The organism is Stutzerimonas tianxiuensis (genome assembly GCF_053470365.1).
Window position 1 is genome coordinate 494,294 of the sequence record NZ_JBPVWS010000002.1, and the last position, 20,781, is coordinate 515,074.

Here is a 20,781-nt window from a genome sequence, read left to right on the forward strand (position 1 = left end):
CCTGCAGTTGGCGTGCATCGTTCCGTCACGGTGGGTGCGTGCGACGGGCGCGACATCAGCCGACGAGGGCTGGGTATGCGACTGAAGTAGCGCCGTATCGACCAGCAAGTCGCATGGCGGTGTGTCGAGTGGGGGATAGCATGGCCGTATAACAATACGACTGGAGCATCCATGACACGTCGCGCCAGCTTCTTCTCGCGCATGTTGTTGCTGTTGAGCCTGCTGGCCTGCCCAACGCTGTTTGCGCAGGAGTTGGACGCGCAGATTCAGCAATTATTTCCTAAAGCTACGCGCATCGAGGCGAAGCAAGACAACCCGCCGGTGCACAGTGTCTACCAGCTGGACGAATTGCTCGGCTATGCCTTCGAGTCCACCGACTATTCGAACCTGCAGGGGTTTTCCGGCAAACCGATCCGTCTGCTGATCGGCATGGACACTCAGGGTGTGCTGGCCGGGGTGAAAGTGCTTGAACATCACGAGCCGGTTTTCCTGCACGGGCTGGGCGAACAACCTCTGTTCGACTTCGTTGACCAGTACCAACAGAAATCGATCGGCATCCCCATTGTGGTGGGCGGTTCACAGGGATCGGCCAGCGCCAGTGAGTCGATTGTCCGAATCGACGGGGTGAGCAAGGCAACCGTGTCGGTGGTGATCCTCAACGAAACCGTGTTGCTCTCCGCGCTGAGCGTGGCTCGCAAGCTGCTCGAAGGGTTCGCCAGTGGTCCCTTGGCCACGGCCAAGCCTGACCTCTATGAACCACTCGACTGGTCACAGCTGCTGCAGCGTGACTATCTTCAGCACTGGACGATCAGCCGCGAGGAGGTCGAACGTGGCTTGGGCCATTCTATTGATGGATACCTGGGTATCGAGCCGGAGAGCGATACCCAGCCTTTCACCGACCTCTACTTCGCCTACCTGAACGCGCCAAGCATCGGTCGCAACCTGTTGGGTGACGCAGGATTCGCCAGACTCAACGAAGAATTGAAAGCCGACGAGCAGGCGGTGCTGGTGCTCTCTTCGGGCATGTACCGCCATGTGCCGGACGACTTCGTTCCGGCCACATCGCCCAGCCGACTGGTGTTGATGCAGAACGGTCGCGCCATCGACCTCTACGACATGAACTTCAACAACGGCGCGGTGATGGAGTTGCTCGACGCACCGCTTGAAGAGGGCGAGGCGCAGATCTTCCGCATCAAGGCACATAGCGCGTTCAACCCGGCCGAGCCTGCTGGATTGCGCCTGAACGTGAACCTGCAGCGCAACCATCTGGTGCAAAGCAGCACGGACTTCACCCGTGACTTTCAGCTCGACCAGGCGCTGTTCAACATCGAAGAGGCACAGGCCGCAGTCGAGCCGACGCCCATCTGGTTGCGCATGTGGCAGGAGCGCGTGTGGCAGATCGGCGTGCTTGGCGTGTCGCTGATCCTGCTGAGCGGGGTGTTTATCTGGCAGCACCGCATCAGCCAGCACAGCCGTGGTTTCCATCTGTTCCGCGCGGGTTTCTTGTTGTTCACCCTGGTGTTTATTGGTCTTTATGCCCAAGGTCAGCTCTCGGTGGTGAACATCTTCACGCTGCTGTTGGCGCTGGGGGAGAACTTCGATATCCGTGTGTTCCTGATGGACCCGGTGATCTTCATCCTCTGGAGCTTTACCTTTGTCAGCCTGTTCATCTGGGGCCGTGGCGTATTCTGCGGATGGCTCTGTCCGTTTGGCGCGCTGCAGGAAATGCTCGGTTGGCTGGCCAAGCGCCTGCACATTCGCCAATGGAAAATCTCCGATCGCAGCCATCAGCGCTTGCAGTGGTTGAAGTACCTGATCCTCATCGGCCTGGTGCCGACCGCCTTCTATTCACTGACGTTGGCCGAGAGGCTTGCCGAAGTGGAGCCGTTCAAGACCAGCATCACGCTGTTCTTCGTGCGCAGCTGGCCGTTCGTGCTTTATGCAGTGGTTCTGCTCGGGCTCGGTCTGTTCGTGCACAAGTTTTACTGCCGCTACGTCTGCCCGCTGGGTGCGGGGCTGGCGATGCTCGGCAAGTTCCACCTGTTCTCCTGGCTCAAGCGCATCGACGCGTGCGGCCAGCCCTGCCAGCACTGCAAGCATCAGTGCGAGATCGGCGCCATCAAGCGCGATGGGCGTATCGACTATGACGAGTGCATCCAGTGCTTGGAGTGCATCGTCATCCTCAACAACGATGACCAGTGCGTGGCCACCATCAGCGCGCGCAAGCGATCCGAGAAGGCGGCCAGACAGGCGCAGAGCGGGCTGATCGCCAGTGATGCCATGGCGCCGCGTGCACCGGCCTGCTGATCGTCGCTTCTGGCTGACCGCTCGGTTCTGCAAAATCGCACAATGCGTCTGCGCTGCTGCGTATTGTTCTCCTGCATCAGGTCGCTAGGATCGAGCGACTCGCCGTGTCGGCATCCCCGGCACGCCCCGAACTTGGCTGCAGAGAGAAACTCATGGCTGAACGTGAAATCGTGGTTGTCGGTGCAGTGCGCACGCCGATTGGCTCCTTTGGTGGTGCACTCAAGGACGTCGACCTGATCACCCTTGCCACCACCGCCTGTCGCGGTGCGCTGGAGCGTTCCGGCACGCCAGCGGACGCCGTCGGTCACGTGGTGATGGGCAACGTGATCCCCACCGAACCACGGGACGGCTACCTGGCGCGGGTCGCTGCAGTGGACGCCGGTATCCCATTGGAAACTCCTGCATTCAACGTCAACCGACTGTGCGGCTCGGGCTTGCAGGCGGTGATTTCGGCGGCCCAGTCAATCCTGCTGGGTGACACCGATGTGGCTATTGGTGGCGGCGCGGAAAGCATGAGCCGCGGCCCGTTCATCCTGCCGAACCTGCGCTGGGGCGCGCGCCTCGGTGACAGCCAGGCAATCGACTACATGAACACCCTGTTGCATGATCCTTGGGGCAAATTCCACATGGGCGTCACCGCGGAAAACGTGGCCGAGCATTATGGCATCAGTCGCGAACAGCAGGATGCGCTGGCGCTGGAAAGTCAGCAGCGCGCCGTGCAGGCAATCGAAAGTGGCCGCTTTCGCGAGCAGATCGTTCCGGTTGGAATCACCACCCGAAAAGGCAGTGTGCTGTTCGACACCGACGAGCACCCGCGCGCGGACCTGACCGCCGAGCGCCTCGCGGCGTTGAAGCCGATCTTCAAGAAAGACGGTGGCAGCGTGACGGCGGGTAACGCCTCCGGCCTCAACGATGGTGCTGCTGCGCTGGTGCTGGCCGAAGCCGGGCGGGCGCGTGCGTTGGGGCTCAAGCCCATGGCTCGGCTGGTTGGCTACGCGCATGCCGGCGTCGACCCGGCGTACATGGGCATTGGACCGGTGCCGGCTGTGCGCAGGGTGCTGGAACGCACCGGAATCAGCCTCGACCAGAATGACGTGATCGAAGCCAACGAAGCCTTTGCTGCCCAGGCCTGCGCAGTCATGCAGGAGCTGGGCATGGACCCGGCGCGAGTCAATCCCAACGGTTCGGGTATCTCCCTCGGTCATCCAGTGGGCGCGACCGGTGCGATCATCACGGTCAAGGCGATCCATGAACTGCTGCGCGTTCAGGGCCGCTACGCGCTGGTGACCATGTGTATCGGCGGCGGGCAGGGTATCGCGGCGGTCTTCGAGCGTTGCTGAATCCAGCGCCGCGACAACAACTCGTCGGGCCGGCGCCGATTGCATTGAAGATTTGCGCGCAGCAGCCGACAAGGCTCTAGCGAGGTGACCACTCGGCACGAGACCGGCTTTCCACAGGACCATCCATGAACAACGCATCCGCTACCGACGCCTTATCGCTTCTGCTGTTCACGCTGCGCAGCGGCAAGCAGATGGCGATCAACCTGTTGAAGGTCAGCGAAATCATTCCGACGCCGTCGCTGACGCGGCTGCCCGAGTCGCATCCCCATGTCCGCGGCGTCGCTACGCTGCGCGGCCAGCCGTTGTCGGTGATCGACCTCAGCCTGGCGATTGGAATGGCGCCGTTGCAAGACCCCAAAGGGGGATGCCTGATCGTCACCGAGATCAGCCGTTCCAAACAGGGCTTGCATGTTCAGGCGGTGGTCAAGATCGTGCATATCCAGACGTCGAAAATTTTGCCGCCGCCCTATGGCGCACGCGCCAGCTCGTTCATTACCGGAACGGCGGAAGTGGATGGCGAACTGATCCAGATCCTCGATGTGGAAAAGGTCATTCACAACATCGCCCCCGTGCCCGGTGAGGCCGATATTTCTCATCTTGATGACCAGGATGCGCAACTGCTCACCGAAACCCGCGCGTTGATCGTTGATGACAGCCAGGTAGCCATCCATATGTCGGTGTCCGCGCTGACCAAGATGGGCATCACCTGCCATGCGGTGCGAAGTGCGCGTGAAGCGTTCGAGACACTCGATAGCCTCAAGGGTGGCTACGAGGCGATCAATTGCGTGGTGTCGGACATCGAGATGCCCGAAATGGATGGCTATTCCTTCACCCAGGCGCTGCGCAAGCACCCGGACTACGCTTCCATTTATGTGCTGCTGCATACCTCGCTGGACAGCACCATCAGCACCGACAAGGCCAAGGCTGCCGGTGCCAATGACATCCTGACCAAGTTTTCACCACCCGAAATGACCAAATGCATGCTACGTGCGGCCCGGGTGATTCACCTCGGCGAGGATGCGTCGGTCGCTTGAAAAGCCTGTTGTCGTATTTTTCGCGAAAGCCTTTCCTGCGTAGCGGCGGCGCTGAAAGCGCCGCCTTGATCTTCACGCGCCGTACTTGCCGAAGCTCGCATCACGTGTGTTGACGTAGAGCGCATACAGCGAGTGGCTGCTGGCCATGAACAGGCGGTTGCCCTTGGCGCCGCCGAAGCACAGGTTGGCACAGCGTTCCGGTAATCGGATCTTGCCGATCGCCTTGCCTGCCGGGTTGAAGATCATCACGCCATCAAGGTCGGCGGTCACCGCTTCCGGGGCGCCTGAGCTGCCCCAGCCACACCACAGATTACCGTCCTCGTCGCATTTGATGCCGTCTAGTGCGCCAAAAGCCGAGGCTTCAATGTGCTTGCGGCGTTCGCCAAGGGTGCCGTCGTCCTTGACCGGGTAAGCCCAGATCAACCGGTTTGGCTTGGCCCGACCTTCCACGACATAGAGCGTCTTCTGATCAGGGGAGAAGCACAGCCCGTTAGGCCCGGAAATCGAATCGATCACGCGAGTCACGGCGCCGGTTTCACCGTCGATACGGTAAACGGCATCCGACAGCTCAGTCTGAACCTTGTGGCCCTCGTAATAGTTGCCGGTCTGGAAAGGCGGGTCGGTAAACCAGATCGAGCCGTCGCCGCGAACTGCCAGGTCATTGGGCGAGTTGAAGCGCTTACCCTCGAACTCGCTGGCCAGCACAGTGATGCTGCCGTCGGGCTCGGTGCGGGTCACACGACGGCCCAGATCATTGGTGGTCGAACCTTCGCACGTCAGCAGCCGGCCCTGAAGGTCGCGCGCGAGGCCGTTGGAATGGTTGGAAGGCTGGCGGAACACATCGAAGGAGCCGGTGATTTCGTCCCAACGCATGATGCGGTTTTCCGGAATATCGCTGACCAGCAGGTAGCGACCGTCGCCCACCCAGACAGGGCCCTCTGCCCAGCGCATGCCGGTAGCGAGGCGTTCGACGCTGGCGTTGAACAACCGGTACTTGGCGAAACTCTCGTCGAGTATTTCAACCAACTCGTCTGGGTAACGCTGGGTCAGCGGTTCAGCTGAAGCAAGCCTGGGAAAGCCGAGGCTGCCCATCGACGCAACGCCGGCTGAGAACATCAGCGAGCTTTTCAAAAAAGAGCGTCTATCGTTTTCTGGCTTGTCGCTGGCCAGTGGCGCGTTGATGGTGATCGTCATGAGGACTTCATCCGTTTGTTATTGTTAGACGTCGTACAACGTCGATGAGTATTGTCAGCGTCTTTGCCATTGTCAAAGCGAAATGACGCTGAAATGGGGCTTTATTCAATTGCTCAACCCTGATGTTGTCCGATAACTATGGTTTTTCATCCAAGGGCGCTCCCGCGGCCTTAGCCACGTAGAATGGCTGTCACGGCAATAGGTGGGGCGGCGAACGGTGAATCTGCAGCAAGGATTTGTGCTCACTCGGCACTGGCGCGATACCGCGGCGGGTACAGAGGTCGAGTTCGGGTTGGCAACTGATGCCGGCCCACGTCGCCTGCGGGTGCCGTACCAGCCTTCGATTGCCTTCATTCCGGAGGCTCAGCAGCACAAGGTTGAAATGCTGCTCAAGGGCGAGCGCGACGTTGAGCTGAGGCCCTTGAATCTGACTGATTTCCGCCACCGTCCGGTGGTCGGGCTGTATTGCAAGCAGCACCGTCAGCTGATGAACCTCGACAAGCGCCTGCGCGACGCGGGACTGGATGTTTACGAAGGCGACATCCGTCCGCCAGAGCGTTACCTGATGGAGCGCTTTATCACCGCCCCGGTCAGTTATACCGGCCAGCCGAACGTAGAGGGTGTGTGGATCGAGGCGCAGATCAAGCCTGCGCCGAGCTATCGGCCGCAACTCAGGCTGGTCTCGCTGGACATCGAAACCACCATGCGCGGCGAGCTGTATTCCATAGGCCTGGAAGGCTGCGGGGAGCGCCAGGTCTATATGCTCGGTCCGGCCAACGGCAATGCCGAAACCGTGGATTTTCAGCTGGAATACTGCGACAGCCGCAAACAGCTGATCGAAAGACTGAACGACTGGATGGCACGTCACGACCCAGACGCCATCATTGGCTGGAATCTGGTGCAGTTCGACCTGCGGGTGCTGCGTGATCAGGCCCAGCGCTATCAGGTGCCGCTGCGTTTGGGTCGTGGTGGCGAGGAAATGGCCTGGCGTGAACACGGCAGCCGAGGCAACCATTTTTTTGCTGCAGCGGCGGGCCGGCTGATCATCGATGGCATCGAAGCCCTGCGCTCGGCCACTTGGAGTTTTCCTTCTTTCAGCCTGGAGAATGTCGCGCAGACGCTGCTTGGTGAAGGCAAGGCCATCGACACGCCCTATCAGCGGATGGATGAAATCAACCGCATGTTCGCCGAAGACAAGCCGGCGCTGGCGCGCTACAACCTCAAGGATTGCGAGCTGGTCACGCGGATCTTCCACAAGACCGAGTTGCTGACCTTTCTGCTCGAACGCGCCACTGTCACCGGGTTGCCGGCCGACCGTAGCGGGGGCTCGGTGGCGGCGTTCGAACACCTCTATATCCCATTGATGCATCGCCAGGGCTTCGTCGCGCCCAACCTCGGCGAGCGACCACCGGAGGCCAGCCCTGGCGGCTTCGTGATGAATTCACAGCCGGGCCTGTACGAGTCTGTGCTGGTGCTGGACTACAAGAGCCTGTACCCCTCGATTATCCGTACCTTTCTGATCGATCCGGTGGGGCTGGTCGAAGGCATGCGCCAACCGGAAGACAGCGACTCGGTGCCCGGCTTTCGCGGTGCGCGTTTCTCGCGTAAGCGGCATTGCCTGCCGGCGATTGTCGAGCGCGTCTGGGAAGGGCGCGAATCGGCTAAGCGCGAGGGCAACAAACCGCTGTCGCAGGCGCTGAAAATCATCATGAATGCTTTCTACGGCGTGCTCGGCTCAAGCGGCTGCCGGTTTTTCGATCCGCGGCTGGCCTCGTCGATCACCTTGCGCGGCCACGAGATCATGCGGCGCACCCGCGAGTTGATCGAGGCAGAGGGGTACAGCGTGATCTACGGCGATACCGACTCCACCTTCGTCTGGCTCAAGCGCGCCCATGATGACGAAGACGCCGCGCGTATTGGCAAGCAACTGGTGCAGCGCATCAACGATTGGTGGCGCGAACACCTTCAGCAAACGTTCGGTCTACACAGTGCGCTGGAACTGCAATACGAAACACACTTCAAGCGCTTCCTGATGCCGACCATCCGTGGCGCGGAGGAGGGCAGCAAGAAGCGCTATGCCGGGCTGGTCACGCGTCCCGATGGTAGCGACGGCCTGGTGTTCAAAGGGCTGGAAACGGTGCGGACCGATTGGTCGCCGCTGGCTCAGCAGTTCCAACAGGAGTTGTATCGGCGCATCTTCAGTCGCCAGCCCTATCAGGACTACGTGCGCACCTACGTCCAGCGTACGCTGGCCGGTGAGCTGGACCACCTGCTGATCTTTCGCAAGCGCTTGCGTCGGCGCCTGGATGACTACGAGCGCAACGTCCCGCCACACGTGCGGGCTGCGCGTATTGCCGACGAATACAACCTGCAAAACGGTCGCCAGCGGCAGTACCAGAACGGCGGCTGGATCAGCTACCTGATCACTGTGGCCGGGCCGGAACCGCTCGAAGTGCGGCGGGCGCCTATCGACTACGACCACTACGTGAGCCGCCAATTGCAGCCTGTCGCCGATGCCATCCTGCCGTTCGTGAATGACAGCTTCAACGCACTGATCGACGAGCAGCTCGGCTTGTTCTAACGCGGCTATCAACCGAGCTGGCTTTTGGCGAGGACCATTGCGACGCCGGCGAAATACAAGCCGATCAGCGTGACGCTTTCGAAGCCGATCTTGCCCAGTCCGTGCTTCTCGCGGCGTAGCAGGCCCATGAGCAGCACGCCGGTCATCAGTATCGACAGCGCCACCCAGAGCAGCACGCTGTTGGAAACATGGTGGTAGATCGAACCGTCTCGGTACGCAATATCCGAGGCCGCGACAAACAATGTATCGAACGCGTTGCCTCCGATGATGCCGCCAACGGCCAGAGTCAATGCACCGCGCCTGACGGCCGCGACCGAGGTGACCAGCTCCGGCAGCGACGTCACCACGGCCGTCATGAGAACGCCAACGACCGCTTCGCTGAGCCAGGTTTGGGTTGCGATCTCACTGGCCGCTCCCTCCAGCAACCAGCCGCTGATGCCCAGTATTGCAGCCATGATCACGAAGCGGACCCAGAGTGAAGTCAGCGAGCGATCCGTCGATTCTTCATCCGGCGTGTCCTCGCGAGTCTCGCGGGTACGCGCTGGAAACCACATGGCTTCGTTTTGGCCTTTAGCAATTACGCGCAGGCCATAGAGATACCCGATCAACAAAAGCGGGGTGACAGGATGAATGCTCCAAACGGTGACATCCGGGGAAAAGCAGCCGACAAGGATCAGCGACAGCAGGCACAACACCAGCGTGCCTTGCATGAGATTGCCGATCGAAGCCGCTGCGTGCTCTAGGTTGACCCGCCGCAAGGCGAGGTCGGCGACCGTGAGGAACAGCGTCTGTACCGCGATGCCGCCCAGCGCGTTACTCATTGCCAGCTCGGGGCGGCCTTCCCAGGCGGCGGTGACCGACAGAACGATCCCTGACAACGAGGTCGCCATTCCCAGCAGGATGGCGCCGGCCATCGCTTCGCCCATGCCGGTGCGGTCAGCGAGCTCATCGACGACCCGTGTAAGGCGGGTGCCCACGATGCCAATCACCACCGCGCAGACCAATAAAAGGCCTACGCTCATCGACAATCCCATTGTCTGAAGTTCTGGCAAAACGGGCCCTCTGGCGTAATCGCATCGTTGCGGTAATGACTCAGTAGAGCTACCCACACGGCCAGGGTTCAGCTCGCAAGACCGTAAAGACACTCAGACTGGTACAGAGGGGCCGCGTTTGGACGCTGCCAAACCCTTACCTATCTGCTGGAAATGACCATCTTTGAGCCTGATCAAGTTCAGCCAACGACGGTCTGGTTAGCCTGAATGCTTCTTTCCGCGCAAACCTGGAAGGCTGTGGTGGCCAAGAAATTTCCGCTCAATCCGCCGCATCCCGAGCGCATCTGCTGGGGGTGTGATCGCTATTGCCCAGCCGACTCGCTGGCCTGCGGCAATGGTGCTGGCAGAACTCAGCATCCGGCTGAAATGATGGGGGACGACTGGTACGAATACGGTGACTGGGGAGACTTGATCGCGATCGACAAGGTTCAGAAAAGAAAGGGGTAGTGCAGCTGGGTTTTCGCTTGGTCAGTCAGCCGGGGAAGTTGCCGACTGATCGAGCATGTGGCGCACTTTGTCGAGCAGCTCGCCGATCTGGAATGGCTTGATCACCATATCCATGCCTGCGGCGAGAAAGCGATCGCGGCGAACGGCGTTTTCAGCGTAACCGGTCATGAACAGCACCGGTAACGCAGGGCGGTGGATTCGCGCTGCGTCAGCCAGATCCCGCCCTGACATTTGTGGAAGCCCAACGTCGGTCAAAAGCAGGTCGACGGTGGCATCATCCCGCAGGACTGACAACGCCGTGGCGACATCGCCGGCTTCACTGCAGCGGTAGCCGGCCTCGCACAGCATCTCGGTCACCAGCATGCGGACTGCCGGCATGTCCTCGACGATGAGCACGTGCTCCCCATTGCCTTGCGACAACTCTTTGACCAACGCGGTTGTCGCTTGCGCAGCAATGGCAGCCGGCAACACCAGAGAAACTTGCGTACCCTCACTAGCAACGCTGCTTAGTCTGGCTTCGCCCCCGGACTGCCGGGCAAAACCGTAAATCGAGGACAATCCCAAACCGGTGCCTTGGCCCAGCGGTTTCGTCGTGAAGAAGGGATCGAACACCTTACCCAGCACATCGGGCGCAATGCCGATGCCATCATCCTCCACCGTGAGCACGACATAGCTTCCGTCAGCCAGGTCCGCATCGCCCTCACACTGCAGCGCTGCGGTGCGGATGGTGATGTTGCCGCCACGGGGCAGGGCATCGCGCGCATTGATGACCAGATTGAGGATGGCGCTTTCGAGCTGGTTGGCATCGACCTGTGCCACCGCACCTTGCTCGGACAGCTCCAGATTCAGCGATATGTGCTCGCCAATGGTTCGCTGCAAAAGCTCCTCGAGCGAGCGAACCTGATCGTTGAGGTCGGCGGGGCGCGCATCAAGCGGTTGCTGGCGGGCGAAAGCCAACAGCCGGTTGGTCATCGAGGCGGCACTGCGAGCCGAATTTAGCGCTGTATCGGCAAAACGCAGGACGGCATCGGTGCGGCCTTCGTGCACGCGCTTCTTGAGCAGCTCAATGCCGGTAATGATGCCGGTCAGCAGGTTGTTAAAGTCGTGCGCAATGCCGCCGGTCAACTTGCCCAGCGCGTCCATTTTCTGCGCCTGCATCAGCTGCCCTTCAGTGCGCACACGCTCGGCGACCTCGCGGGCAAGCTCGTTGGTGGCGTTGTCGAGTTGCTGCCGTTGCGAGCGCTCGCGTTGACGCTGTTCGGTAATATCTTCGATAACGACCAGCCCCAGCTCGGAGGCCCGGTATGGCGAAACCTGCCACTTGGTTTCAAGCCGCTCCCCAGCAACCTGCATGAACAGCGTGTCGTGCCAGCGGGCACCACTGGCCAGGCTCGCCCGCAGTGTCAGCAGCTTGGCGTCCTGTCCCCCGGCAAGGCTTGCCGTAAGCGCCGATGGTTCCGGCTGGTCACCTAGCAGCAAGGACAGCGCTCGGTTGCTCTCGTGGATCTGCAGGTTCGGGTCGATCACCGCGATGGGGGCCGCCACCTGGGAAAAGATTTCACGAAAGCGAGCCTCGCTTTCGCGCAGCGCATGCTCGGTATCGCGCACCCGCAACAGCGTACGCAGTGTCGCCAGAAGCACGTCCGGATCGACAGGGTGGATGAGGTAGGCGTCGGCCCCTGCGTCCAGGCCGGTAATGATGTCGCCGGTCTGGATTGAGGCTGCGGAAACGTGAATGACCGGCAGCAGCCGCGTGCGGTCATCGATTCGCAGCTGCCGCACGATGTCGAAGCCGCTCATGTCCGGTAAGTTCACGTCGAGAATCAGCGCGTCGATTTGCCCGGTGGCGATCAGGCCCAATCCTTCGGTACCCGTTCCGGCTTCGAGCACGGCATAACCGTGGCGCTCCAGCACCCGGCGTATTGCATAGCGAGTGGCAGCGTTGTCATCGACGATCAGCAGCCGGCTCTTATCCATCAGCGCTCTCCGTGGAAATCGCGACGGGAATGATTACGTAGAAAGTCGATCCCACCCCCGGTTTGCTGTCGACGCCCACTCGGCCTCCGAGCAATTCGGCGAAACGCTTGCACAGCGACAGCCCCAGGCCGGTGCCACGCAGACGCTTCTGCAGCGGCGTATCGATCTGCACGAAATCCTCGAACAGGTTGCCGTGCATGTCTTCTGGGATGCCGATGCCCGTGTCTGTTACGGCGAAGCGAACTTCGCCGTCACCTTCGGCGCAGGCGGAAATGCGCACCTCGCCGTTCTGGGTGAACTTGAGGGCGTTGGAGATGAAGTTACGCAGAATCTGCGCGAGCTTTTTGTCGTCCGTGTACAGCCGCGGCATGTCGTGGGGCTCTTCGAAAATCAGATCCACCGCGTTGGCATCGACGATCGGGCGAAACATTCCGCGCAAGGCAGCGAACAGATCCAGCATGTCGAACCAGGCGGGCGATATGGTGATGCGCCCGGCCTCGATCTTCGCCAGATCGAGCAAGTCATCGACCATGTCGCTGAGTTCGCCTGCAGCACCACTGATGAACGATACCTGCTTGTGCTGTTCCGCGCTGAGCGGGCCGTCCAGCTCATCGCTGAGCAGGCGGGTAATGCTGCGAATGGAGCCCAAAGGCGTACGGAACTCGTGGCTCATGTACGACAGGAAGCGGCTTTTCAGGTCCGATGCCTGGCGTAGCTGCTCGGCCTGGGTGTCGAGCTCGGCATACAGTGCTAGGACACCTTGGTTGGTTTCCTCGAGCTCGGCGCGTAGCAGATCGTTCTCGCTGCGCAGCTGTTCGATGAGGTCGTTCGTGTTCGAGTCAGTCAACGATTGCCTCCAGTGCAATCACCATAACGGTCACGTCATCACGACCGCGACAGAAATCGCGGTGCAACAGCGCTGCAATTATGGCCGGGTGACGATGCACCAGGCCGGGGTAGTCGCGCAGGTCCCAGCGCGACTGCAGTCCATCGCTGTACATGACCAGCAGCTGTCGGGACTCGACGGGATAATCGAAGGCGACGGCCTTGCGGAACTGGGAGCCCACGATGCCAGGATGGGATGCCATGCCGCGACTCTTTTCAGCAGTCAGCAGGCAGGCCCCGATGTTGCCAATTCCGGCGAAACGCACCTTGCTAGCGTCATGTAAGGCGATCGCCGCTGCGCCACCCCGCGAACCGGTCATCGCCTGGTGCATGTCGAGCATGCTGATCGTCGGGTCGGCGAACGGGTTCTCGGCAAAGGCGGCAGCACCTGCCAGGCCGGCCGCCTCAGCATCTTCGCCATGTCCGATACCGTCGATGACCAACGCGCTGAGTCGCGAGCCATCGACAGCCAGATGCCAGACGTCCCCGCATGCCGGATCGTTCTTCAGTGAATGCTGACTGACCCCGAACCGAAGGGGCAGCGCCGAGACGTGCCGCGGGTACAGCTGCGCCAGGACCACCGAACCTCTGCTGTCGGAATAAATGTCGAACAGCTGTGCCTGACGCATCAACGCACCGAGCCCCGTGCCCTGCGTGCCGCCAGTGGAGAAACCATCGGTCAGGCATTCATTGGGGTTGAATCCGGGGCCACGGTCAATGGCGATCAGTTCGACGCCATATCCGCTCTGCGCCGGTATCGCACGCAGATGCAGAGCACCATGGTGTGCATGCTTGAGCAGATTGGTTGCCAGCTCTGTCGCAACGAGCGCCACGCGTCCGGCATCGGTCTCATCGAACGCAAATTCGATGGCTAGCGATTGCGCCACGCGCCGCGCGTGGCCGACCTGACTTTCGTCTTCGATCGGCAGAACGGTGGTCATCGAGCCCTGAATGTTCATGACCATTTGGTAATGCTGATGCGTGTGCCGATGCCGGGTGTACTGTCGAGCTCGAAGTCGTCGACCAAACGCTTGGCGCCGGTCAGCCCCAGGCCGAGGCCGCCGCCAGAGGTCCAGCCATCGGTCAAGGCCAATTTGATATCGGCAATCCCGGGGCCCTCGTCGCGGAAGGTCAGCCGAATGCCGGTGCGCGGGCCTTCGTCGAGGATCTCCCAGTCCATGTCGCCGCCGCCACCGTACACGACGGTGTTACGGGCCAGCTCGCTGACGGCAGTAACCAGCTTGGTCTGGTCGATCAAGCGCATACCGCTGTCCTGCGCCAGCTTACGGACCGCCTGGCGGGCCAAGACCACGTCCTGTTCGATCCGTACCGGTGTGCTGCCGCTGCCGCGCACGGTCATTTAGCGGCCATCCGTTTATGCAGCAGCTGCATGCCTCTCTCGACATTGAGCGCCGTGCTGACGCCTTGCAGCGTCAGGCCCAGCTCGACCAGCGTGATCGCTACGGCAGGCTGCATGCCGACCACCACGGTCTCGGCGTCCATGATGCTGGACAGACCCGAGATCGAGCTGATCATGCGGCCGATGAACGAATCGACCATGTCCAGCGCAGAGATGTCGATCAGCACCGCTTTGGCCGACGTAGAGCTGATGCGCTCGGCTAGATCGTCCTGCAGCGTCATTGCCAGTTGGTCATGCATATCGACCTGAATGGTAACGAGCAGGAACTCGCCCATCCGGAGTATTGGGATGCGCTCCATTACACCGCCTTGCTGACAGTCAGCCCGGAGCGACGCAGCGCAAGCGCCAGCGCATCGGCCAGGGAAGCCTTGGTGACGATGCCCTGCAGATCCAGGCCGAGGTGCACGATGGTTTGTGCAATCTGCGGGCGTACGCCGCTGATGATTGCATCGGCGCCCATCAGGCGGATTGCCGTGACGGTTTTCAGCAGGTGCTGCGCGACCAGTGTGTCAACGGTCGGCACGCCGGTGATGTCGATGATGGCGATTTCCGAACCGGTATCGACGATGCGCTGCAGCAGCGACTCCATCACCACCTGGGTACGTTGGGAATCAAGGGTGCCAATCATCGGCAGCGCGAGGACGCCATCCCACAGCTTGACCACTGGCGTGGACAGCTCGAGCAGTTCTTCCTGCTGGCGCTTGATGACCGCCTCGCGGGACTTCTGGAACGTGCGGACCGTGTGCAGGCCGAATTGGTCGATCAGCTCGGACAGCGCCCAGAGTTGCTCGGCGAGGATCGCTGGCTCATCGGCATATTCGCTCTGCATCAGCGGCATCAGCGGGCGCTTGAACGAAAAGATGAAGCCGGCGGTTTGCTGAGAGTCGAAGCCCAGCAACACGCGGCTGTGTGACAGCTGTTCGAGGAACTGCCGCATGTCTTCCCAATTTGATCCGCGCAGATCGGTGGACTCGGCCTGGCCAGCGCCCTCGATCAGTAAACGGATGAACTCGGCTGTCTGCTGGCGAAACTCTTCGATCTTGACGTTGCGGTACAGGCCGCTGGCTTCAAGTTCGCGGGTCCAGCTGTCGAGCAACTCGTGCTCTTTCTTGGCGATTACAGTGAAGGTGCGTTGTTGCAATGAGGCCATTGGCGCGGGTCCTTTAGGGGAGGTGCAGCGATTGTCGGGTTTGATCCGAATTGCTGACAGGCGTTCCGGTTGAGCAAAACTTCTTACGCTCGATACGCAGGCAGACGGATGGGGCTCTTGAGCAGGCTATACCGATCTTGGAGAACCAGGGTAGACGTGTCTTGCTGGCTGAAGCCAGGTTCGCTCGAGATAGAGCATGCGGATATCTCGATGTGCTGGTTCCAGTGTAGTGGCAAAGTGTCGCATTTCGCCTCAAGTTGGTAGCTCGGTCAAGTTTGCCGGACAGACGTCATGGTCCAGGTCCAGCCGTTTGCTTGAGCAAATCCGCACCTGGAGGGCGGACAGGAGCCCCATCGATTTCAGCTGTTGCCTAGTTCGAGGCGGGCGGTGAGCGGCGAGTGGCAGCGGCAGATATGAGCCAGGTTTGAAACGCCGGTCGGGCCGGTGAGCGGCTTTGGTCATCGTTGCGTTGGCAGTATCGGCAGCTTGGTTTGCCGTCGTCAGACGTGTTTATGCCGCAGGCGGCGAGAGCCGGCCTGGCTTCGCGCGGGGTGAATGGTTACGGAGAAAAGCCTCTCGACACTTGGCGCTCGGTATCCAATGACGACGTCGGCTCGGCGAAACGTGAGCCTGTTCCAGCTCAATCGTCTGCAGGACGGGGGTGGAAAATCGATCGCACGTGCGTCAAGGAGATGGGCGCCGGACACGAAGATTCGGTAATCGTCTCGGCTATCCCCATGCTGGCCAGAGCTCTTGGGAGGTATGGAAGAAGGCGTGGAAACGGCCGAGCAACACGCCTTTCTCAATGTCCAAGTTTGCCAAGCGCTGCGAGGTTTACTGTTGGATGGGCCACTGATGCCGGGGCAGGTTCTGCAACGAGCGGCTCAGGCGCTGGCTGGCCCTTCGGTTTTCGTCCAATCTGAGCCTGAGCCTGAGCCTGAGCCTGAGCACGTTGCCGCGCCGAGCTGAGCAGGGCGCGGTTCAGCCACTTAGAACCAGCGGTCGTTGCGCTTGCGGCCACGGGTCATGGCTGGGAGGATCAAGCCGACCAGCAGCCCGGCGCCGGCGATGCTGCCGCCGTAAACCATGTAACGCATCAGTACCTGATTGTTTTCGTCGCCCAAGCGCGCCTGGGCGTCACGCAACTCCGATTCGGTGGCAGTGAGGGCTTCGTCCAGGGCCACACGGCGTGCTTCCAGCTCATCTATCAGCGCCTTGCGCGAATCGAGAGTCTCCTGCATTCCCTTGACGCGGGTTTTCCACGAATCGTCGATGGTTTTCAGCTCTTCGCTGAGCTCGGCCACTTGTTGCTCAAGCTGCGGCAGACGCTCTGCCTGACCGGGAACCTCCTGCAGATCACTGCTGCGAATCCATACCCGGTCGCCATTTTCGCCGCGGACCTGGCTGTAGTCGCCGCTGGTTTCCAGCAGCTCGACTTTCTGGCCGGACGTGAGGCTGCCGACGATACGGTAGCCGTCGGTTGGGCCGCTGCGCACGTAGGTGGTGAGCGCGTCGCTGACCCAACGATCAGTGGTCGCCTCCTGGGCTTGGGCTGGTGCGATGACGGCTAGCAGCGTACCGAGCAGACCCGCGTTGAAAGCGCGGCGCTGAGCAGCGGACCAGGACATTCGGGACATGAGTGCAATGAGAGGACGAGATAGGGACATGGGGTAGTGTTCGCGCTGGCAAAAATGGAGGCCCCGGTGAACGGGCCTAAACATAAGCGGTATTCCGGGCTGACGAAGTACGCCAGTTGCGTGTTTCGATGAGTCGAACAGCAGGCGTTCCGGAAGTGCCGATCGTAAGTGGGAGGATGTTTTCTCCCAGAATGGAGCCATTGGCCCCTGTAGTTCTGCAGACAGGACTGACAGCGGGAAGCCCTTGGGGTTCATTAAATTTTCATGATTTTGTGCGGGCGGCGTGGCCAGTACCGCTGCAGTGCGGGCCTGAACCAGTGCGAAAGACCAGCTTGCCGCTAGAGCATTTCGACTGTCTGAGCGCGGATCAACAGATGCTCCTGGCGAAAGCGGGTCTCCAGTGACTTGCGATATTCCTTCCACCAGGTACGGTCCAGTTCTGAGGTCATCACTTCATAAATGATCAGGTCGTCTCGCACGGGATGACTGTCGTCTTCCTGCCAGAGCCCGTCGACAGGGGCTCGGCTATGGGCGGTCAGGCCACCGAATTTGGCCATGAGTTCGTCCCGCACTTCAGCAAACAAGGACTTTGGCAGTGCCTGTTGGGCATTGTCGTACAGCGGTAAAAAAAGAAGGACGAGTTGCATAGTCAGGGTTCCCAGCGTCGGCGTGGTTTGTGATACGACCAACCGGCACGCGCTCGATGCGACAGCCGCGGACCAACGGCAGCTCAACGGCGAATTTGCAGGCGCTGCCGGACTCCAACGCATACACGCACTGGCTGGAGGTAATCCCAAAATGGAATCGTCTACCCCCTCGGTATCCGCCTTGCAGAAAGCGCAGGCCATCACGTCGCGCTGGGCCGACGGCGAGCTGGGTGCCGATGAGGCGCAGCATGCGCTCAAATCGGTCTTTGACCACTGGCAGCCCGGCGATGCCACGACCGAAACCGAGCAGATCGCGGAGTCATCGCTGACTGCGGCACGCATTGCTTTTCAGGATTGGCAGCAGCGCGGCGAGAACTGTGAGGAGCTGGTCACGCAGCTGCGCTGGATTCTCGACCCTTCGAAAGACGGCATCAGCGATCCGGCACTCAATGTCTATGCGCCGCAACGTACGGATTGATGCCTTCGCTTAGCGAGCCAGCAAAACAATCACGGCGATCATCAGCAGCAACGACACACCTTTCCAGAACAGCACCGGGTTGCGCTCCAGAAGCGGCGGGCGCGCCTTGTTCAGAAAAGCCTGATTTGGCTGGCGCAGCTCGAAAACGAACTCCGACAGCTCCTCGTAGCGCTTGTACGGGTCCGGATGCAGCGCCTTGCGCAGCACGTCGTCGATCCAGGCCGGTACGCCGCGGTCGTGCTCGCGGATCGGTTGATAGCTGAGTTTGTTCTGTGCGGCGCGGGTGCGGCAGCTGGCGACCTGAGTGCCGTAGGGCAGGGCGCCGGTCAGCATCTGATAGGTGATCACCGCCAGCGAAAACATGTCGGATCGGGTGCTACCGCTCTCGCCGAGAAAGTACTCCGGTGCAGTGTACTGGGCTGTGCCCAGCAGCTCGTTGCGCTCGATGGGCGACGCCACTTCCATGATGCCGGCCACCCGCGTGGAGCCGAAGTCGATGATTTTCACCGTGCCGGTGGCGTCGATCATGATGTTGGCCGGGCGCAGATCCTGATGCAGCATTTCCAGCCGGTGAAAGGCGCGAACACCCTTGGCAATCTGCTCGACGATGCCGCGGACCGTTTCCAGGTCGGGGCACGGATTGTCGATCATCCATTGCGCCAGCGTCTGGCCTTCGATGTATTCGCTCACGCTGTAGAGGTAGCTGCGTTTGCGCGTCTGCAGGCACGGCTTGGCGACGTGTGCGCTATCGATGCGTCGTGCCACCCAGTCCTCCGTGAGGAAACGTTCCAGGTACTGCACATCCCGTTGCAGATCCATCGAGGGCGTTTTGATGATGACCGTTGCGTGGCTGTCATCATCGGTGGCGAGGTAGACATGGCTGCGGCTGCTGGCGTGGACTTCTCGCACGATGGTGTAGCCGTCGAATGCCGCTCGCGCCTCAAGGATGGGCGGGAAGGGCAGTTCGGTCAGCTGTTGCAGGAGTTCGTCGGCAGCCTGCAGCGGCAGCGCCTCGATGCGCAGGATTTGCACCGTCAGGTTGTCGTCGCTGCCCTGTTCCAGCGCCTGGGCGACGATGGCCCGTGCGGCTGCGTCCAGATCATCCGCATAGTGAGCGATGGCGCCGATCATCGACGGCGCGCTGACGTACTCGTACACGCCGTCGGTAGCGAAGATAAAGGTGTCGCCCACGTCGACCGGTTCGGCGCGATAGTCCAGATCCAGTTGCGGGTGAATGCCCAACGCTCGGCTCAGATAGCTCTTGTCTTCCGAGACCCACATGCGGTGGTCATTGGTCAGCTGCTCGAGCGTAGCGCCCTGAATGCGGTAGATGCGTGAATCGCCCGCATGAAAGAGATGCGCCGTGGTCGATTTGATGACCATGGCGCTAAAGGTGCAGACGTAGCCGCGATCCGGATCGAATCGATGTGGGCTCTGTTGGCCCTGGGCGTGCAGCCAGGAATTGGTCGCCATCAGCACCCGTTGCGCCGAGGTTTTCACTGACCAGGCGTCCGATGTGCAGTAGTAGTCAGCGAAAAAGCCACTGACCGCTGACTCGCTGGCAATATGGCTGACGGCGCTGCTGCTGATGCCATCGGCCAGGGCGATGGCGATGCCCTTGCTGCTCAGTTGAGGTTCTTTGGGAATGTAGACGCCGTGGAAATCCTGATTGGTTTCCTTGATGCCCTTGTCGGTGTGTTGGCCCACCGAAACCTTGAGTTGACTGCTCATGGGATGCAGTGAACCCCGGCTGCCCGGGGTCCACAACCGATCAGCGAACCAGGGCGCGCTTCGGTGCAGTCCGCACGTGAGTGGTGTAAAGCGTCAGGCCGGTGAAGGCCAGACCGCCGACCAGGTTGCCCAAGGCCGTCGGGATTTCGTTCCACACCATGTAATCCATGATCGAGAAGTTGCCGCCCATGATCATCGCCGAGGGGAACAGGAACATGTTCACCACCGAATGCTCGAAGCCCATGAAGAAGAACAGCATGATCGGCATCCACATGGCGATGACCTTGCCGCTGACCGAGGTGGAAATCATCGCGCCGACCACACCCATCGAGACCATCCAGTTGCACAGCATGCCGCGCAGAAAGATGGTGAACCAGCCAGCGGCACCAAACTCGGCGTAACCCAGCGTACGCGCCTCACCCACGTGAGAGATCTTTTCGCCGACCGGGCCCGGATCGGTGGAGAACCCCATGGTGAAGACAAAGGCCATCATGAAGGCGACTGTCAGCGCTCCGCCGAAGTTACCCAGAAATACCAGTCCCCAGTTGCGCAGCACGCCGTTGACGGTCACTCCCGGACGCTTGTCCAGCAACGCCAGCGGGGCGAGGACGAAGACGCCGGTGAGCAGATCAAAGCCCATCAGGTAGAGCATGACGAAACCGACCGGGAACAGCATGGCGCCCACCAGCGGCGAGCCGGTCTGCACGGTAATGGTCACGGCGAATACCGCAGCCAGAGCCAGGATGGCGCCGGCCATGAAGGCGCGGATCAGCGTGTCGCGAGTGGACATGAAGACCTTGGACTCACCGGCGTCGACCATTTTGGTGACGAATTCCGAAGGGACGATGTAGGACATTTTTCAATTCTCTGGTTGTGTTGGCAAAGCAGGTGATCCTGCTGT

The 20,781-nt window shown here is 60.9% G+C and carries 18 protein-coding genes; 6 read left to right on the forward strand and 12 right to left on the reverse strand.

Annotated elements, in window-relative coordinates; genetic code table 11:
* Nucleotides 1–171: 171 nt before the first annotated feature.
* From ACSSNI_RS04965 to ACSSNI_RS04975, 3 genes are all read left to right on the forward strand, one after another.
* On the forward strand, nucleotides 172–2,307 hold the full coding sequence (locus tag ACSSNI_RS04965; protein WP_200639528.1) for a NosR/NirI family protein: 2,136 nt from the start codon (nucleotides 172–174) through the stop codon (nucleotides 2,305–2,307).
* Nucleotides 2,308–2,459: 152 nt separating this feature from the next.
* On the forward strand, nucleotides 2,460–3,647 hold the full coding sequence (locus ACSSNI_RS04970) for an acetyl-CoA C-acyltransferase family protein (protein ID WP_200639529.1): 1,188 nt from the start codon (nucleotides 2,460–2,462) through the stop codon (nucleotides 3,645–3,647).
* 125 nt (nucleotides 3,648–3,772) lie between these two features.
* The gene (locus ACSSNI_RS04975; protein ID WP_102836382.1) at nucleotides 3,773–4,681 is read left to right on the forward strand and encodes a chemotaxis protein CheV; all 909 of its coding nucleotides are present in this window, start codon (nucleotides 3,773–3,775) and stop codon (nucleotides 4,679–4,681) included.
* A gap of 72 nt (nucleotides 4,682–4,753) precedes the next feature.
* On the opposite strand, the gene ACSSNI_RS04980 is transcribed toward ACSSNI_RS04975, so the two are convergent.
* Nucleotides 4,754–5,875, reverse strand: coding sequence for an SMP-30/gluconolactonase/LRE family protein (locus ACSSNI_RS04980; protein ID WP_200639530.1), 1,122 nt, complete (start codon nucleotides 5,873–5,875; stop codon nucleotides 4,754–4,756).
* Nucleotides 5,876–6,092: 217 nt separating this feature from the next.
* Here ACSSNI_RS04980 and ACSSNI_RS04985 point away from each other — a divergent pair, with 217 nt between their 5' ends.
* Nucleotides 6,093–8,456 (forward strand): DNA polymerase II, encoded by a 2,364-nt coding sequence (locus ACSSNI_RS04985; protein WP_448258978.1) that lies wholly within the window; start codon nucleotides 6,093–6,095, stop codon nucleotides 8,454–8,456.
* Between the two features lie 8 nt (nucleotides 8,457–8,464).
* Here ACSSNI_RS04985 and ACSSNI_RS04990 read toward each other — a convergent pair whose 3' ends face one another.
* A complete protein-coding gene (locus ACSSNI_RS04990) occupies nucleotides 8,465–9,478 on the reverse strand; it encodes a sodium:calcium antiporter (RefSeq protein ID WP_200639532.1) in 1,014 nt (337 codons plus the stop codon).
* A 270-nt stretch (nucleotides 9,479–9,748) separates the two neighbouring features.
* On the opposite strand from ACSSNI_RS04990, the gene ACSSNI_RS04995 reads away from it, so the two are divergent.
* Nucleotides 9,749–9,955, forward strand: coding sequence for a DUF3079 domain-containing protein (locus ACSSNI_RS04995; RefSeq protein ID WP_200639533.1), 207 nt, complete (start codon nucleotides 9,749–9,751; stop codon nucleotides 9,953–9,955).
* A gap of 21 nt (nucleotides 9,956–9,976) precedes the next feature.
* Here ACSSNI_RS04995 and ACSSNI_RS05000 read toward each other — a convergent pair whose 3' ends face one another.
* The 8 genes from ACSSNI_RS05000 to ACSSNI_RS05035 form a co-directional block, all read right to left on the reverse strand.
* Nucleotides 9,977–11,932, reverse strand: coding sequence for a response regulator (locus ACSSNI_RS05000; protein WP_200639534.1), 1,956 nt, complete (start codon nucleotides 11,930–11,932; stop codon nucleotides 9,977–9,979).
* Nucleotides 11,925–12,779 carry a sensor histidine kinase gene (locus ACSSNI_RS05005; RefSeq protein WP_159967907.1) on the reverse strand — a complete coding sequence of 285 codons (855 nt, stop codon included), beginning with the start codon at nucleotides 12,777–12,779 and terminating at the stop codon, nucleotides 11,925–11,927. The genes ACSSNI_RS05000 and ACSSNI_RS05005 overlap by 8 nt, the downstream gene beginning before the upstream one ends.
* The gene (locus tag ACSSNI_RS05010; protein WP_148926968.1) at nucleotides 12,772–13,776 is read right to left on the reverse strand and encodes an ATP-binding protein; all 1,005 of its coding nucleotides are present in this window, start codon (nucleotides 13,774–13,776) and stop codon (nucleotides 12,772–12,774) included. Before ACSSNI_RS05010 ends, ACSSNI_RS05005 begins: the two co-directional genes overlap by 8 nt.
* Entirely contained in the window at nucleotides 13,773–14,177 is a 405-nt protein-coding gene (locus ACSSNI_RS05015; protein ID WP_102836388.1) for an anti-sigma regulatory factor, read from the reverse strand. Before ACSSNI_RS05015 ends, ACSSNI_RS05010 begins: the two co-directional genes overlap by 4 nt.
* Entirely contained in the window at nucleotides 14,174–14,536 is a 363-nt protein-coding gene (locus ACSSNI_RS05020; protein WP_102836389.1) for an STAS domain-containing protein, read from the reverse strand. The genes ACSSNI_RS05015 and ACSSNI_RS05020 overlap by 4 nt, the downstream gene beginning before the upstream one ends.
* Nucleotides 14,536–15,387, reverse strand: a complete 852-nt coding sequence (locus ACSSNI_RS05025) for an STAS domain-containing protein (RefSeq protein ID WP_102836390.1) — start codon at nucleotides 15,385–15,387, stop codon at nucleotides 14,536–14,538. Before ACSSNI_RS05025 ends, ACSSNI_RS05020 begins: the two co-directional genes overlap by 1 nt.
* A gap of 989 nt (nucleotides 15,388–16,376) precedes the next feature.
* Nucleotides 16,377–17,015, reverse strand: coding sequence for a TIGR04211 family SH3 domain-containing protein (locus tag ACSSNI_RS05030; protein ID WP_418952671.1), 639 nt, complete (start codon nucleotides 17,013–17,015; stop codon nucleotides 16,377–16,379).
* A 347-nt stretch (nucleotides 17,016–17,362) separates the two neighbouring features.
* Nucleotides 17,363–17,671 (reverse strand): hypothetical protein, encoded by a 309-nt coding sequence (locus ACSSNI_RS05035; protein WP_200639536.1) that lies wholly within the window; start codon nucleotides 17,669–17,671, stop codon nucleotides 17,363–17,365.
* 151 nt (nucleotides 17,672–17,822) lie between these two features.
* Between ACSSNI_RS05035 and ACSSNI_RS05040 the strand changes: the two genes are divergently transcribed.
* The gene (locus tag ACSSNI_RS05040; RefSeq protein ID WP_200639537.1) at nucleotides 17,823–18,149 is read left to right on the forward strand and encodes a hypothetical protein; all 327 of its coding nucleotides are present in this window, start codon (nucleotides 17,823–17,825) and stop codon (nucleotides 18,147–18,149) included.
* Nucleotides 18,150–18,158: 9 nt separating this feature from the next.
* On the opposite strand, the gene ACSSNI_RS05045 is transcribed toward ACSSNI_RS05040, so the two are convergent.
* Together ACSSNI_RS05045 and ACSSNI_RS05050 are read right to left on the reverse strand one after the other, a co-directional pair.
* Entirely contained in the window at nucleotides 18,159–19,880 is a 1,722-nt protein-coding gene (locus tag ACSSNI_RS05045; protein WP_200639538.1) for a bifunctional protein-serine/threonine kinase/phosphatase, read from the reverse strand.
* Between the two features lie 40 nt (nucleotides 19,881–19,920).
* Nucleotides 19,921–20,736: a formate/nitrite transporter family protein gene (locus ACSSNI_RS05050; protein ID WP_064482442.1), complete on the reverse strand. Its 816-nt coding sequence runs from the start codon at nucleotides 20,734–20,736 to the stop codon at nucleotides 19,921–19,923.
* Between the last annotated feature and the right edge of the window lie 45 nt (nucleotides 20,737–20,781).